Source organism: Corynebacterium sp. HMSC071B10, from assembly GCF_001814825.1.
Classification (GTDB): Bacteria; Actinomycetota; Actinomycetes; order Mycobacteriales; family Mycobacteriaceae; genus Corynebacterium.
The window spans coordinates 110,548-126,188 of the sequence record NZ_KV818026.1 but is presented as its reverse complement, the minus strand read 5'-3'; the positions used below and the strand labels follow the sequence as shown (position 1 = coordinate 126,188).

The following is a 15,641-nucleotide window of genomic DNA, read 5'->3' as shown; positions in this document are numbered from 1 at the left end:
ATGAGCACGGCGATCCTCGAGCGTTTCCACCCCCAGGTGTCCACCTGGTTCAGCGAGGTCTTCGCCGCGCCCACCCCGGTCCAAGAAGGCGCATGGCGCGCGATTGCCGACGGCGAAAACGCCCTCGTCGTCGCTCCCACCGGCTCCGGCAAGACGCTCGCGGCCTTCCTCTGGTCGCTCAACTCGCTCGTGGAGCGGGCAGGCCAGCAGGCATTGCCTATCGACGGTGCGCAGACCTCCACCCACGGCGGCGTCCGCGTCCTCTACATCTCTCCTCTGAAGGCGCTGGGCGTGGACGTGGAGCACAACCTGCGTGCCCCGCTCGGAGGGATCGCGCGCGTTGCCCAGCGCTTGGGCCGCGACATGCCGGACATCTCGGTAGGCGTGCGCTCGGGCGATACCCCGCAGTCGGAGCGCAACCGTCAACTGCGCAAACCGCCGGACATCCTGATTACCACGCCGGAGTCGCTCTACCTCATGCTCACGTCGAAGGCGGCGGGCATCTTGAAAACGGTCGACACCGTCATCGTCGACGAGATTCACGCGCTGGCCGGCACGAAGCGCGGCGTCCACCTTTCGCTCTCGCTGGAGCGCCTGCGTCGCCTGGCCGGGAACTTCCAGCGCATCGGCCTCTCGGCGACGGTGCGCCCGCTCGAGACGGTGGCGAACTTCCTTGGCCCGCAGACAACGATCATCAACCCGCCCGCGCAGAAGCGCTGGCAGCTCGATGTTCACGTGCCGGTAGAAGACATGTCGGACCTGCCGGTACCGGAGGACGCGTCGACAATTGGCGAGGCGGTGATCGAGGGTGACATCGACACGCTCGAGGCCCCGCCGAGTGCGATCTCCTCGATCTGGCCGCACATTGAGCGCGCCGTGTACGAGGAGGTGATGGCGCACCGCTCGACCATCGTGTTCGTGAACTCGCGGCGCACCGCGGAAAGGCTGACTAGCCAGCTCAACGAGCTGTGGGCCAAAGAACACGACCCGGATGCCCTCTCGCCTGAAACAAGGCGCCCACCCGCGCAACTGATGAAGTCCGTCGACACCGCGGGCCACGCCGCGAACGTCATCGCGCGCGCCCACCATGGAAGCGTGTCCAAGGACGAGCGGGCGCAGACCGAGACCATGCTCAAGGAGGGCACGCTCAAAGCGGTGATCGCCACCTCCTCGCTCGAGCTGGGCATCGACATGGGCGCGGTGGATCTGGTGATCCAGGTCGAGTCGCCGCCGTCGGTGGCCTCGGGTCTGCAGCGCGTCGGCCGCGCGGGTCACATCGTTGGCGCGGTCTCCGAAGGCAGCTTCTACCCGAAGCACCGCTCCGACCTGGTGCAGACGGCGGCGCTGGTGCCGCGGATGCGCGAAGGGTTGATCGAGGAGTTGCGCACCCCGCGCAGCCCGCTCGACGTGCTCGCGCAGCAGACGGTGGCGGCGGTGGCCTACGAGGACGTGGACGTGGACGAGTGGTTCGACACCGTGCGCCGCGCCTGGCCTTACCGGGATCTGGCTCGCGAGGTGTTCGACTCCGTGATCGACCTGGTCATCGGCGTGTACCCCTCAACGGACTTTGCGGAACTCCGTCCCCGCGCGATCCTGGAGGGCACGACGCTCAAGGCCCGCCCGGGCGCGCAGCGGGTGGCGGTGACGAATGCGGGCACGATCCCAGACCGCGGCATGTTCGGCGTCTTCCTCGTTGGCTCGGAGGAAGGGGAGAAGGCCCCGAGAAGAGTCGGCGAGCTCGACGAGGAGATGGTCTACGAGTCCCGCGTTGGCGACGTGTTCACCCTCGGTGCCTCCTCCTGGCGCATCGAGAACATTACCCGCGACCAGGTCCAGGTCACGCCCGCGCCGGGACACACCGGAAGGCTCCCATTCTGGAACGGGGAGGGCCCAGGCCGGCCCTATGAGCTGGGTAAAGCGCTCGGCGCGTTTCGTCGACAAGCGCGGGCAGGCGAGGGCATCGACGCCTCGCTGGACGAGTTCGCCCGCGACAACCTCGTGCGATACCTCGAGGAACAGGAGGAGGCCACCGGCATCCTGCCGGATGAAAAAACACTTGTGCTGGAGCGCTTCACCGACGAGCTCGGCGACTGGCGCGTGGTCCTCCACACCCCCTTCGGCAAGGGGGTCAACGCCGCGTGGGCGCTGGCCACCGGCTGGCGGGTCGCGCAGGAAACCGGCATGGACGCCCAAGCCGTGGCAGGCGACGACGGTATCGTGCTGCGCCTGCCGCAAGGGGAGAAGGAGCCGGACGCTTCGCTCTTCCAATTCGACGCCGATGAGATCGCCGAGATCGTCACCGAGCAGGTCGGCAACTCCGCGCTGTTCGCCTCCCGCTTCCGCGAGTGCGCCGCCCGCGCCCTGCTTTTGCCGCGCCGCAACCCCGGCAAGCGCGCACCCTTGTGGCAGCAGCGCCAGCGCGCCGAGCAGCTTCTCGACGTCGCTCGCAACTACCCGTCCTTCCCCATCATCTTGGAGACGGTCCGCGAGTGCCTGCAGGACGTCTACGATCTGCCCGCACTACAGGAGGTGGTGCGCGACATCAACACGCGCGGCATCCGCATCGCCGAGGTGACCTGCGACCAGCCGAGCCCGTTCGCCTCCTCGCTGCTGTTCAACTACACCGGCGCCTTCATGTACGAGGGCGACACCCCACTCGCAGAGAAGCGCGCCGCGGCACTATCACTCGACCCCTCGCTGCTGGCCAAGCTGCTGGGCACCGTGGAGCTGCGCGAGCTTCTCGACGCCGACGTGATCGCCGAGACCGACGCCACGCTCCGCCGCCTCGGGCGCGCGAAAACCAGCGAGCAGTTTGCCGATACGTTGCGGATGGTGGGACCCGTGGATGTCGAAAAGCTTGCGGACTACACCGAGGTCCCCATGGCCACGCTGGAGGAGAACCTCGCGGGCCGTGTGATGCGGGTGCGCATCGGCGGACGCGAGCACATCGCGCAAACGCTCGACGCCCCGCTGCTTCGCGACGGCCTGGGCGTGCCAGTCCCACCAGGCGTTGCCGCCCAAGTCGCGACGATCCCGGACGCGCTGCAGCAGCTGGTCGGGCGCTGGGTGCGCACCCGCGGGCCCTTTACGCTGCGCGATTTGGCCAACGCCTTCGGCCTCGCCGTCGGCGCGGCATATGAGCCGCTGCATCGGCTCATTGACCAGGACAAGGTGATCCCCGGGCACTACCGACAGGGCGTGGACGAGGAAGAATACGTCGCCGCCGAGGTGCTTCGCATCATCCGCTCGCGCTCGCTGGCGGCGGCGCGTGCGCAGACCCAGCCGGTGACCCAGTCCGCCTACGGGCGCTTTTTGCCCGCCTGGCACAACGTGAGCGCGTCCGGGGTGCGGCCAGCCTTGCGTGGTGCCGACGGCGTGTTCACCGTCCTGGAGCAGCTCGCCGGTGTGCGCCTGCCTGCGAGTGCGTGGGAGTCACACATCTTGCCCTCGCGGGTGGGGGACTACTCGCCGGTGATGCTGGACGAGCTGACTGCTTCCGGCGAGATCCTCATCGTCGGCGCGGGCAAAGCCGGAGCGCGCGACCCCTGGATCATGCTGCTGCCCGCCGACTACGCCGAACAGCTCCTGCCGCAGGCAGAGGAGCCGCAGCTGAGCCTGACTCAATCCCAGGTGATGGAGCAGGTCCGCGGCGGGGGAGGCTACCTCTTCTCCGACTTGCTCGGGCCGATATCTGAGCGCACCACAACCACCGACGAGCTGCGCGAAGCCATGTGGGACCTCGTCGAAGCCGGGTGCCTGTCGCCCGACTCGTTCGCACCCATCCGCGCCCGGCTCGCCGGCGGCAAGGGCAAGTCCGCCCACCGTACGCGCCGTCGTCCGCAGCGCAGCCGCATCCGCTCCGGCCGCACCTCCTTTGCCAACACCACACCACCCGACATGGTGGGCCGCTGGGCCGCGACCCCGCGTGCGGACACGGATGCCACGCGCCGCTCCGTCGCGTTAGGGGAGAACTTGCTCGACCGCTACGGGGTGGTCACCCGTGGTTCCGTGGTAGCCGAGGACATCCTCGGCGGCTTCGCCCTGGCGTATAAAACTCTTTCCGGCTTCGAAGAAAGCGGCAAAGCGCTGCGCGGCTACCTCATCGAAGGCCTGGGTGCGGCGCAATTTTCCACCCCGGCCACGATCGACCGCCTGCGCGGGCACGCGGATTCCGACGACATCATCGGCTGGCCCTCCGGCACCCGCGAACCGGACGTCCACGTGCTCGCCGCCACCGACCCCGCCAACCCCTACGGTGCCGCGCTGCCTTGGCCCGCCCAAGGGCCAACCCGCGCGGCCGGGGCCATCGTCGTGCTTATCGACGGCCTCCTCGCCGCCCACATCACCCGCGGCGGCAAAACCATGACCACCTTCTTTGAGGGGTTCCCGGAGGGGATTGAAGATCCCATGGCTTTGGTTGTGGATGCACTCGGCGAGGCCGTTCGCGCCGGGCGCATGCAGCCCCTGGGAGTGGAGAAACTCAACGGTGAATCCGCCTTTGGCCTGCGCGAGTACGGGGCGCGCGTGACCCACAAAGGCGTCAAGATCGGTGTGAAAGCTGCGGCGGCGCCGAAACGGCGGGGTAGGAGTGTGGCGGAGGCACTCGGCGAGCTCGACGGGCCCGCCGAGGGATTGAGCTTCGACGATTAGCGTGACCTTCTTCCATAAATATCTGCAAAACATAAAGTACAAGTCCTGCAAAACATAAAGTACAATTGCTGCAAAACATTAAATTGGAGCGAATGTGGACACGAAACAGCTGGCAGGACGCAGGTACCGACCACGAATCGTCGATGCGCGGCTCGAGTTCTTGTTGCAGGCAAGCGGTGCCGTCATCATTGAAGGCCCTCGTGGCTGCGGAAAGACAATGACGAGTCTGCATCACTGTGCGTCGTATGCGTTGATTGATGACCCCGCGACAAACCAGGTTGCTCAGCTTGCTCCGCAGGCTGTGCTCGAGGGGCCCCGTCCGCGGCTTCTTGATGAATGGCAGACTGCGCCTGACCTGTTCAACCTCGTCCGTCGGGAAGTAGACGCAGCAGCAGAGCCGGGGCAGTTCATCCTCGCTGGCTCTGCGGTGCCCGCGGACAATATCACTCGGCACACTGGTGCTGGCCGGTTTCTCCGTTTGCGGCAGCGCACACTTACGTTGTTTGAAAAGGCAGACTACACGCCAGCTGTGTCTCTCAACGGGCTGTTTGAAGAGCAACAGTTGCAGCCGGACTTCAGCCAGATTTCTTACGAGCAGGTCATCACAGATTTACTCCTCCCGGGATTCCCTGGGTATCAGCCAGGCAACGAGCATATTGTGCTGACGCAACTGCGCGGTTATCTGTCTGAGGCCGCGCGTTCGGATATGCAACGCGTGGCGGATTTGCGCGTCACACCGCTCGCCACCGAGCGTCTCATCGCAGCGATTGCGAGGTCTACCGCTGCGGAAGTCGCTGTCTCGAAGCTGCGAAAGGATCTGGAGGCCGTCAGCCCTGGCATCTCGCTGCCAACAGTGAATAAACTCCTGGATAGCCTGCAAAGAATTTTTGTCGTTGAAGCTGTACCAGCGTGGGCTCCACGGCTCCGCTCGAAGGCGCGGCTGCGTGTATCTCCGAAGTATCACCTTGCCGATCCGGGGCTGGCTATCGCGGCACTTGGGGCGACCACTGCCTCGTTAACTGCGGATCCGGAAACTACCGGTTTCTTATTTGAGTCCGCAGTGATTCATGACCTTGCCGTGATGGTTGAGGCGATGGGTGGTGCAATCCACCACTATCGGGATTCTAATGGTAACGAGATCGACGCTGTGCTCACGCTTCCCGATGGCCGCTGGGCGGCCGTAGAGGTCAAAACCGGCTTTGGCGGGGTGGAGCGAGGCGCAGCGTCGCTCAAGAAAGCAATAGCGTCGATCGATCATGTTGCTGGTCCGCCCACGTTCTGCGCGGTCATCACTGGCACTGGCGTGACTGCGCCGCTCGGCGAGGGCGTTGTCACCTTCCCGCTCCACCAACTCCGGCCGTAGTGCGGCCTACAATCGCACCATGCCCGAAGGTGATTCCGTCTACCAGCTCTCCAAGCGCCTGCAATGGATGACCGGCCGCGAGGTCACGCGCACCAGCATCCGCGTACCTCGCTTCGCCACCGTCGATTTCTCGGGCATGACCTGCGAGCAGGTCTGGCCCTACGGCAAGCACCTGTTTATGCGCTTCGGCCCGGAGATCCTGCACACGCACCTGAAGATGGAGGGCACCTGGGCCTTCCACCGCGCGGGCCAGCGGTGGCGCAAGCCCGCCCATGCTGCCCGCGTGGTGCTCTCGCTTAGCGACGCCAACCGCCCCGACATCGAACTCGTCGGTTTCTGGCTCGGACTCGTCCGAGTCTTCCCGGCCCGCGAGTACATCCAACAGATGGGGTATCTGGGCCCGGACCTTCTGGACCCGGACTTTGACGCGGCAGAGGCGGTGCGCCGCATCGAGGCGAACCCGGACATGGAAATCGGGCGCGCGCTGCTTAACCAGCGCAATCTTGCAGGGATCGGCAACGAGTACCGCGCCGAGATCAACTTTTTGGCGGGGACCCACCCGGCGGCCAAGGTGGGGGAGGTGGACGTCGCAAAGCATGTGGCCCTTGCGCGCCGCCTGATGTGGGCAAACAAAGACTCCCCCGTGCGGGTGACCACTGGGATCAAGCGCGCGGGGGAGACGAGCTACGTGTTTGGGCGCAACCGCAAACCGTGCAGGCGCTGCGGCACGCTGATTGCCAAGGGGTTCCTCGGCGGGGAGGGGGACTTGGAGCGGGTGATTTGGTGGTGCCCGCGGTGCCAGCCCGAGCCTTCGGGAGGGTGGAACGCTACTTCGCGGCGGCCTTGCGCTCCTTAATGCTGCGGCGGATGAAGAAGACCAAGAAGCCGACGATGATGAGGAGCAAGATGACGTAGGCGACCTTGGAGTAGGCGTCGACGTACTCGGTGACCATCTCCCACCGGTCGCCGAGCGCGTAGCCAAGCGAGACCAGGATGGTGTTCCAGATGCCGGAGCCCAGCGTGGTCCACAGGCCGAAAGTGACAAGGTTCATCCGGTCCAGGCCGGCGGGGATGGAAATCAGCGAGCGGATGCCCGGGATGAGGCGGCCGAAGAAGATCGACGCTTTGCCGTGGCGGTCGAAGAACTCGAGCGAGGCGTCCACATCGGAGGCCTTGACCAGCCACATCCAGTCGGCGATCTTGCGCAGCCGCTCCGCGCCCAGCCACGCGCCGACGCCGTAGAGGATGTATGCGCCAACCACGGAGCCGATGATGGACCAGATCAGCACCGAGGCAAAGGTGACCGAGCCCTGCGCGGCGGTGAAACCACCCAGCGGCAGGACAACCTCAGAGGGGATTGGCGGGAACAGGTTCTCCAGGAGGATGGCGATACCGACGCCTGGACCGCCGAGCACCTCCATTAGGTTGACAATCCAGTCGACGATTGCTTGCACAGGTACTCCTTATACGCGAAAAGGCGCGCGGCGTTGAACGGTTACATAAAACAACGGCCTATTGTGCCTTACTGAACCTCGAGAGACCAAGTGTGCACGGGCGCGCCGGACTGCTGATTTGCTATGTATTGCCTGAGCATGCGCGCGAGCGCCTCGCCGCGCTCCTTGGTCGCCGGGCGCGACTGCGGCGCGATCGCGTTAAGTGCGTTGAGCTGCCACATCGCCCCGTTCTGGCGGGTGCGTGCGCGGCCCTCGATGATGCCGAGGTGCTCGTCGGCGAGGGCCGGGTCGACGTCGAGATACGCCAAGCCCTCGCGCGCCATGGGCAGGAGGTGGTCGGTGACGAGTTCGGTGACGTCGATGGTGCCGAGCGTGGGCCACTGCAGCTGCGCGGTCAGTCCGTGGCGCGCGCCCTCGCGGAAGTTGTGCTCGGCCTCGGCAAAGCTGAGGCGTGACCAGACGGGGCGGGTCTGCTCGCTGAGTGCTTTGACCATGCCGTAGTAGAAGGCGGCGTCCGCGATGATGTCCTTGACCGTTGGGCCCGCGGGCAGCAGGCGGTTTTCCACGCGGATGTGGGATAGCTCCGTGTTCGGGTCGTAGATCGGCCGGTTCCAACGCCAGATCGTGCCGTTGTGCAGGTTGAGGTAGTGCAGCCCGGGGCTCTCTCCCTTCATAAACGGCGCGCCGGCCTGTACGCGGCCTTCCGGGATGAGCGGGGAGAAGTAGCGCACGTTCTCCTCAAAGAGGTCGAAGACGCTGGTGATCCAGCGCTCGCCGAACCAGACGCGCGGGCGCACGCCCTGGTTGATCAGCTCCTGGGTGCGGGTATCGATGGACTGCTGGAAGACGGGGATGCGGGACTCGTGCCACAGGCGATGCCCCATAAACAGCGGCGAGTTCGCGCTCAGCGCTGCCTGCACCCCGGCGATCGCCTGGGAGGCGTTCCACGCGTTGGCGAAGCGGTCCGGTGCGACCTGCAAGTGCAGCTGGATCGAGGTGCAGGTGGATTCGGTGGCGATGTCCTCGAAATCGTGGCGGTAGCGCTCCTCGCGCCACAGGTTGAGGTGGACGAGCTCGCCGCGGGTGTCCATGATGGATTTGCTCAGGCCCGCGTAGCGGTTTTCCGGCGTCATCCACTCGGTTTCCTGGAGAAACTTCGAGGTCATCGTCGGCAGCGTGCCGATCATTGCGACCTGGGAGCCGGCTGCCGACGCCGCGGCGTGCACCGCGTCGAGACGCTGGCGCAGGCCGCGCTCGAGCTGCACCAGCCCGTCTCCGCCAATTGACAGCGGCGGGTGGTTCAGCTCCACGTTGTAGGCGCCGATCTCCGACTGGTACTCGTCACCCAGGCGCTCCAGCACAGCCTGGTTGTTGGCGTGCGGGAGCATTTGCTCATCCACCAGGTTCAGCTCGAGCTCGAGCCCGATGGTGCCGTGGCTGACAAACTCCGCCTCCTGCAGGTGGCGGTCGAAGACCTCGAGTTCTTCCTCGAGGCGGCGGCGGTACACCGAACGTTGGCGCGGGGTGTACGAGTCCGAGGAGATCTGCTCGCCCATAGCGTGTGACCTACTTCTTGCTCCGGTACCAGGCGATCAGTGCGTCGGTGGAGGCGTCGCCCGTGTCCGGGGCCTCGGCGCCCGCGACCGCGGCGGCCAGGTCGTTGGCCTGCTGCTTGCCCAGCTCCACGCCCCACTGGTCAAACGAGTTGATGTCCCAGATCACGCCCTCGGTAAACACGATGTGCTCGTAGAGCGCGACGAGCGCGCCCAGGGTGTACGGGGTGAGCTCCTCAGCCAGGATCGTGGTGGTGGGGCGGTTGCCCGGCATGACCTTGTGCGGGGCCAGCTCGGAGCTGACACCCTCGGCCTCGATCGTCTGCTGGTCCTTGCCAAAGGCGAGCACCTTGGTTTGGGCGAAGAAGTTGCCCATGAGCAAGTCGTGCATGGAACCGGTGCCGTCGGCGGTGGGGAAGTCCTCCTTGGGGCGGGCAAAGCCGATGAAGTCGGCCGGGACCATGGTGGTGCCCTGGTGGAGGAGCTGGAAGAATGCGTGCTGGCCGTTTGTGCCCGGCTCGCCCCAGTAGATCTCGCCGGTGTCGTAAGCAACCGGGGTGCCGTCGTGGCGCACGGACTTGCCGTTGGACTCCATGGTCAGCTGCTGCAGGTAAGCGGGGAAGCGCGAGAGGTCCTCCGAGTACGGCAGCACCGCGTGGGTCTGGACGTCGTAGAAGTTGCGGTACCACACGTTGAGCAGGCCCATCAGGGCCGGGACGTTGCGGGAGAACTCGGTGGTGCGGAAGTGCTCGTCCATCGCGTGGAAGCCCTCGAGCATGCGCATGAAGTCCAGCGGGCCGATTACGGCCATGAGACTCAGGCCGATCGCGGAGTCCATGGAGTAGCGGCCGCCGACCCAGTCCCAGAAGCCGAACATGTTGGCCGTGTCGATGCCAAACTCGGCGACCTTCTTCTCGTTGGTGGAGACCGCGACGAAGTGCTTAGCAATCGCAGACTTATCACCGTCGAATTGGTCGAGCAGCCAGCGCTTCGCCGCGTGCGCGTTGGTCAGCGTCTCCTGGGTGGTAAAAGTCTTCGAGGCGATGATGAACAGCGTCTCCTCGGCGTTGCAGCGGTCCAGCACCGCGGCCATGTCTGCCGGGTCGACGTTGGAGACGAACTCGGCGGTGATCCCGGCGGTGGCATAGGCACGCAGCGCCTTCGTGGCCATCGCTGGGCCCAGGTCGGAGCCGCCGATGCCGATGTTGACCACCTTCTTGATCGTGCGGCCGGTGTGCCCCAGCCACTCGCCGGAGCGCAGCGCGGAGGCGAAATCGCGCATCCGGCCCAGCACCTCGTGCACATCGGCGGCCACGTCCTGGCCGTCAACTTCGAGGTCCTTCTCCGCCGGCAGGCGCAGCGCGGTGTGGAGCACGGCGCGGTCCTCGGTGTTGTTGATGTGGGCGCCGCCAAACATCGCCTCGATCTTTTCTGCCAGGCCCGCCTCGTCGGCGAGTTGGGTGAGGGCGTGGAGCACGTCGGCGTCGATAAGCTGCTTGGACATGTCCACATGCAGCCCGGCTGCCTCGAAGCTGAGCGTCTGCGCGCGCCCGCTGTCGGCCGCGAAGAGATCGCGCAGCGTGGTCTGCGACTTCTCAGCGTGCAGTTGTTCCAGGTTCTTCCAGGCAGACGTGGACGTAATGTCGGTCATCATTCCTCCAGCAAAGATCGGATTGGATACGACCCACGGTAGTCAAAAACCCGTCACCAAGTCGCCCGGAATGTGCATAATGGGGCCCATGAGCATTGTGAAGATCAACGCGATTACTGTCCCCGAAGGTGCCGGCGAGGAACTGGAGCGGCGCTTTGCCGCACGCAAGCACGCCATCGACTCCCAGCCCGGCTTCGAAGGCTTCCAGCTGCTGCGCCCGACGAAGGGCGAGGACCGCTACTTTGTGGTCACCCGCTGGGCCGACGAGGCCGCCTACCAAGCCTGGTGGGAGGGTGCTGGCCAGGCCGCGCACGCGCACGGCGATTCCGGCGAGGCACCGAAGAAACCCGTCTCGCAGAAGGCAGAGCTGCTCGAGTTTGACGTCGTGCTCGACTCGCTCGAGCGCGACTAAAGGGGGCCTAGCCCAGTTTTGCCTAGCCCAGTTTCCCGCGGCCAAGCCGCAGCAGGATGTTGGCCAGCGCCGGGCCTTCCTCGCCCAGCTCGTCGCGGAACTGGTTAATAATGGCGACCTCGCGGGTGTGTACCAGCTTGGTGCCGCCCGAACCCATCCGGGTTTTGCCGATCGCGCGGGAGACTTCCGCGCGGCGCTTCACCGCGTCCAGGATGACCCGGTCGAGCCGGTCGATCTCCTTGCGGTACTGCTGAATCTCCGCGTCCGATAAGGGGTCATCGGTGCCGGAGGGCATGCGGATTGCAAAATCGCTCATGGTCTTGCATTATGCCACGCTGCCTAAGCAAGCCAATCCAACCAGCATGTTCGAACAACCGTCAGGCGATGTTGTAGGCGGTGGGTACCCTGAGGTGCATGACTGATCTCACCTTAGGACTCAACCCTCAGCAGCAGGCTGCCGTGCAGCACGAAGGCTCTCCGCTGCTCATCGTCGCCGGCGCAGGCTCCGGCAAGACCGCGGTGCTTACCCGCCGTATTGCCTACCTTTTACAACAGCGCGGAGTGGCACCGTGGCAGATCCTCGCCATTACCTTTACCAACAAGGCCGCCGCAGAGATGAAGGAGCGCGTAGCCCAGCTCGTCGGGCCGGAATCGGAGCGGATGTGGGTGGCCACCTTCCACTCCGTGTGCGTGCGTATCCTGCGCCAGCAGGCGCAGCTCGTGCCGGGGCTGAATACAAACTTCACCATCTACGATGCGGACGATTCTCGCCGTTTGCTTTCCATGATCGCGAAGGACTTTAGCCTTGATTTGAAGAAGTTTTCGGCGCGCACATTGGCGAATGCCATCTCTAACCTGAAGAACGAGCTGATCGGCCCGGACGAGGCGCTGGCGAAGGCGGAGCAAACCCGCAACCCTTTTGAGACCACGGTGGCGAAGGTATTCGCCGAGTACCAACGGCGGCTGCGCCAGTCCAACGCGCTCGATTTCGACGACCTGGTGGGGGAGGTCGTGCGCATCTTCAAGGAGCACCCGCAGGTCACCGAGTACTACCGCCGCCGCTTCCGCCACGTGCTGGTGGACGAGTACCAGGACACGAACCACGCGCAGTACGAACTCATCCACACGCTCGTCGGCACCGGACCGGATGCGCCCGAGCTGGCCGTGGTGGGCGACTCGGACCAGTCCATCTACGCTTTCCGCGGTGCCACGATCCGCAACATTGAGGAGTTCGAGCGCGATTACCCCAACGCCCGCACGATCCTGCTGGAGCAGAACTACCGCTCTACCCAGAACATCCTGAACGCGGCGAACGCGGTGATCGCGCAGAACGAGGGCCGCCGCCCGAAGAAGCTGTGGACGGATCACGGCGCAGGCGAGAAGATCATCGGATTCGTCGCAGACAATGAGCACGACGAGGCCCGCTTCATCGCCGCCGAGATCGACGAGCTCGCCGATCACGGCGTGCCGTACTCCGACATGGCGGTGATGTACCGCACCAACAACGCCTCCCGCGCGCTGGAGGACATCTTCATCCGCTCCGGCATCCCGTACAAGGTTGTCGGCGGCACGCGCTTCTACGAGCGCCGCGAGATCCGCGACATCGTCGCCTACATGAAGGTGCTGGACAACCCGGATGACACCGTGAGCCTGCGCCGCATCGTCAACGTGCCCAAGCGCGCCATCGGCGACAAGGCGCAGGCCATGGTCGCGCTGCACGCGGAGAACCAGGGGATCAGCTTTGGGCAGGCGCTTATCGACGCCGCAGCGGGCAAGGTCGACATGCTCGCATCCCGCGGCAAAAACGCCATCGCCGGCTTTGTGGAGCTGATGGACGGGCTGCGCAGAGAAATGCCCGAGATGCGCAACGAGGCCACCGGCATGCCGGACCTTGGCCAGCTCGTTTCCCGGATCCTGGACGCGACCGGCTACCGCGAGCAGCTGGAAGCCTCGAACGACCCGCAGGACGGGGCGCGCCTGGACAACTTGAACGAGCTGGTCTCCGTGGCGCGCGAGTTCTCTTCCGAGGCCGCGAACCAAATCGCCTACATGACGGACGAGGAGCTGGACTCCGTCATGGAGGAAGGTGAGCCGGCCCCCGGCTCCCTGCAGGCCTTCCTAGAGAAAGTCTCGCTCGTTGCGGATGCGGACCAGCTGCCAGACAACGAGCAGGGCGTGGTGACCATGATGACCCTGCACACCGCCAAGGGTCTGGAGTTTCCTACCGTGTTTGTTACCGGCTGGGAGGACGGGCAGTTCCCGCACCTGCGCGCCCTGGGCGACCCGGACGAGCTCGCCGAGGAGCGCCGCCTGGCGTACGTGGGCATTACCCGCGCCAAGCAGCGGCTGTACCTGACCCGCGCGATGCTGCGCTCCTCCTGGGGCAACCCGGTGACCAATCCCGCCAGTCGCTTCCTCGCAGAGGTCCCGGAGGACCTCATCGACTGGCGCAGGACCGAACCTGCCGGCAGCTCCGATGCATGGGGCCAACCCGCCCCGCTCGGCGGGCAGCGCGCCCACCGCCGCCCGAGTGCCGGCCGCAGCGGCGGGGTGCGGGTGAACAAGCACCTCGACCTCGCGCCGGGCGACCGCGTCAACCACGCCAAGTACGGGCTGGGCACCGTACTCACGGTGGAGGGATCCGGGGTGCGCGAGACGGTGACGGTGGATTTCGGTTCCTCCGGCACCGTGCGGCTTATGCTCATCGGCGGGGTGCCGATGGAAAAGCTCTAGCTAGGCTGCTTAGGCGATCCGGATGCCCTGCTGGGCGAACCAGGGCACCGGGTCGACCTGGTTTACGCCGTCCGGCTTGATCTCGAAGTGGAGGTGCGGGCCGGTGGACTGGCCTTCGTTGCCGATCTGGGCGATCTGCTCGCCGGCACGCACGCGCTGGCCGACGGCAACGTTGTAGTGCGCCATGTGGCCGTAGACGGAGACCTCGCCGCCGTCGTGCTGGATCACGACCCAGTTGCCGAAGCCCTGGGCAGGCCCGGCGTTGATCACGGTGCCGTCCATGACGGAGTAGATCGGGGTGCCCAGGCTGTTGGCGATGTCGATGCCGCGGTGCATCGCGCCCCAGCGCTGGCCGTAGCCGGAGGTAAAGGTGCCCGTCGTCGGGGTGACTACGGTGCGGCCGTCGGAGGTGCGGCCGCGCTGCATGGTCACTCCACCGTTGCTGGTGCCGGCGTCGGGGGTGAACTGGCTGCTGATCTCCTGGCCGAGGGCGCGGGGGTCGTAGACGATGCTGTAGTCGCCCACGGTCAGCGTCGCGCCGTCCTTCAGGATGGAGTCGGCGGCGTTAGCGAGGTGCTGTACTGCCTCCTGCTGGGTGGCGACGGGTGCGCCGTTGAGCGTGAACGCTGGGGCTGCGATGGCCGGCGTGGCGGAAAACGCAAGCGCCGCGGCCAGGACCGCGGGAAGCAGGCGACGATGCATGTGCTCCAAACCTTTTCTTTTAGGAAAGCGAATACCGCGTTAGAATCTAGCGCGCATTTGCCGCCCAAGCAACGCCTTGACGTGCAGTTTTGTCGAAAAGGTGTGTCATTTTCAGTCGTTAGCGCAGGCCAGCGCGCTGTTACTGGAGTGAAAATTGTTACCAGTGTGATGGCTGGTCGAGGGTGGTGCGTCACCGGCAAGAAACGCAAAAATGCCCCGGCACAACAGTGCCGGGGCGAAGAGGAATGAGCCTAGAGCTGGATGCCGCGCTGTGCCAGCCACGGAGCGGGATCGACCGGGGTGTCGCCGTCCGGGTGGATCTCAAAGTGGAGGTGGGAGCCGGTGGAGAAGCCGAGGCTGCCCATGCCGGCGATCTTCTGGCCAGCGGTGACGCGCTCGCCGACAGCAACGTCGAGGCTCTGCATGTGGCCGTAGACGGACACGGAGCCGTCGTCGTGCTTGAGGCGGATCCAGTTGCCGTAGCCCTGGGCCGGGCCAGAGTCGATCACGGTGCCGTCCATGACAGCCAGGATCGGGGTGCCGGGGGCGTTCGCAATGTCGACGCCGTAGTGGAAGGAGCCCCAGCGCGGACCGAAGCCGGAGGTGAAAGCACCCTCTGCCGGGCGAGCGACCTGCGGTGCGCGAGCGGCCTCGTCGGCCTTGGCTACCTCATCGGAGTGGGCGACTGCCTTGTCCAGCTGGTCGGCCAGGTTGACTACCGGCTTGTACTCGGAGATCGCCAGGATCTGCGGGGCGGACTCCAGGGCGGAGGTTGCATCGGCGACCAGCTGGTCGGTATCTGCAGCCAGTGCGACGTCGTTCGCAGCGGTGCCCTCGGAGGCGAGTGTTGCCGCTGCGGCACCGCTCAGGCCGGCGGTGGAGACTGCACCAGTTGCCACGGCTACCATGGCGACGCGACCCTTATTGGGAGACTGCTTCCGGTGCTTGCCGCCCTGCTTCGATGCCTTGAACATAGGTCCCCTTAGAAAATCCGACTCCGTGACCTTGGCGGCCCCGGATTGTAACCTTCCTGTTATCTACGAGTGGTTACTGTAACGAATTGGTCTCGGTAAGGCAACTGGATTCCTCAAAAAATTCTTAATCGTTGCCTACCTCACTTTTC

At 65.4% G+C, this 15,641-nt stretch carries 11 protein-coding genes; 5 read left to right on the top strand and 6 right to left on the bottom strand.

Features of this window, described 5'->3' with window-relative positions; genetic code table 11:
* The 3 genes from HMPREF2990_RS11705 (at position 1) to HMPREF2990_RS11695 (ending at position 6,869) form a co-directional block, all read left to right on the top strand.
* A complete protein-coding gene (locus HMPREF2990_RS11705) occupies positions 1-4,650 on the top strand; it encodes an ATP-dependent helicase (protein WP_070764776.1) in 4,650 nt (1,549 codons plus the stop codon).
* Positions 4,651-4,744: 94 nt separating this feature from the next.
* Positions 4,745-6,013, top strand: coding sequence for an ATP-binding protein (locus HMPREF2990_RS11700; RefSeq protein ID WP_070764775.1), 1,269 nt, complete (start codon positions 4,745-4,747; stop codon positions 6,011-6,013).
* 19 nt (positions 6,014-6,032) lie between these two features.
* Positions 6,033-6,869: a DNA-formamidopyrimidine glycosylase family protein gene (locus HMPREF2990_RS11695; RefSeq protein ID WP_070764774.1), complete on the top strand. Its 837-nt coding sequence runs from the start codon at positions 6,033-6,035 to the stop codon at positions 6,867-6,869.
* On the opposite strand, the gene HMPREF2990_RS11690 is transcribed toward HMPREF2990_RS11695, so the two are convergent.
* The 3 genes from HMPREF2990_RS11690 to pgi form a co-directional block, all read right to left on the bottom strand.
* On the bottom strand, positions 6,841-7,467 hold the full coding sequence (locus HMPREF2990_RS11690; RefSeq protein WP_210399986.1) for a DedA family protein: 627 nt from the start codon (positions 7,465-7,467) through the stop codon (positions 6,841-6,843). The two genes, HMPREF2990_RS11695 and HMPREF2990_RS11690, sit on opposite strands and share 29 nt — an antisense overlap.
* 68 nt (positions 7,468-7,535) lie before the next feature.
* Entirely contained in the window at positions 7,536-9,023 is a 1,488-nt protein-coding gene (locus HMPREF2990_RS11685; protein ID WP_070764773.1) for a glutamate-cysteine ligase family protein, read from the bottom strand.
* Between the two features lie 10 nt (positions 9,024-9,033).
* On the bottom strand, positions 9,034-10,671 hold the full coding sequence (pgi, locus tag HMPREF2990_RS11680; protein ID WP_083317174.1) for a glucose-6-phosphate isomerase: 1,638 nt from the start codon (positions 10,669-10,671) through the stop codon (positions 9,034-9,036).
* Positions 10,672-10,759: 88 nt separating this feature from the next.
* Between pgi and HMPREF2990_RS11675 the strand changes: the two genes are divergently transcribed.
* A complete protein-coding gene (locus tag HMPREF2990_RS11675) occupies positions 10,760-11,083 on the top strand; it encodes an antibiotic biosynthesis monooxygenase family protein (RefSeq protein ID WP_038589170.1) in 324 nt (107 codons plus the stop codon).
* 22 nt (positions 11,084-11,105) lie between these two features.
* On the opposite strand, the gene HMPREF2990_RS11670 is transcribed toward HMPREF2990_RS11675, so the two are convergent.
* The gene (locus tag HMPREF2990_RS11670) at positions 11,106-11,399 is read right to left on the bottom strand and encodes a chorismate mutase (RefSeq protein ID WP_038589172.1); all 294 of its coding nucleotides are present in this window, start codon (positions 11,397-11,399) and stop codon (positions 11,106-11,108) included.
* A 98-nt stretch (positions 11,400-11,497) separates the two neighbouring features.
* Between HMPREF2990_RS11670 and pcrA the strand changes: the two genes are divergently transcribed.
* Positions 11,498-13,816 carry a DNA helicase PcrA gene (gene pcrA, locus HMPREF2990_RS11665; RefSeq protein ID WP_070764772.1) on the top strand — a complete coding sequence of 773 codons (2,319 nt, stop codon included), beginning with the start codon at positions 11,498-11,500 and terminating at the stop codon, positions 13,814-13,816.
* 9 nt (positions 13,817-13,825) lie between these two features.
* Here the strand turns inward: pcrA and HMPREF2990_RS11660 are convergent, their stop codons facing one another.
* Together HMPREF2990_RS11660 and HMPREF2990_RS11655 are read right to left on the bottom strand one after the other, a co-directional pair.
* On the bottom strand, positions 13,826-14,518 hold the full coding sequence (locus HMPREF2990_RS11660; protein WP_070764771.1) for a M23 family metallopeptidase: 693 nt from the start codon (positions 14,516-14,518) through the stop codon (positions 13,826-13,828).
* Between the two features lie 251 nt (positions 14,519-14,769).
* Positions 14,770-15,492: a M23 family metallopeptidase gene (locus HMPREF2990_RS11655; protein WP_070764770.1), complete on the bottom strand. Its 723-nt coding sequence runs from the start codon at positions 15,490-15,492 to the stop codon at positions 14,770-14,772.
* Positions 15,493-15,641 lie beyond the last annotated feature (149 nt).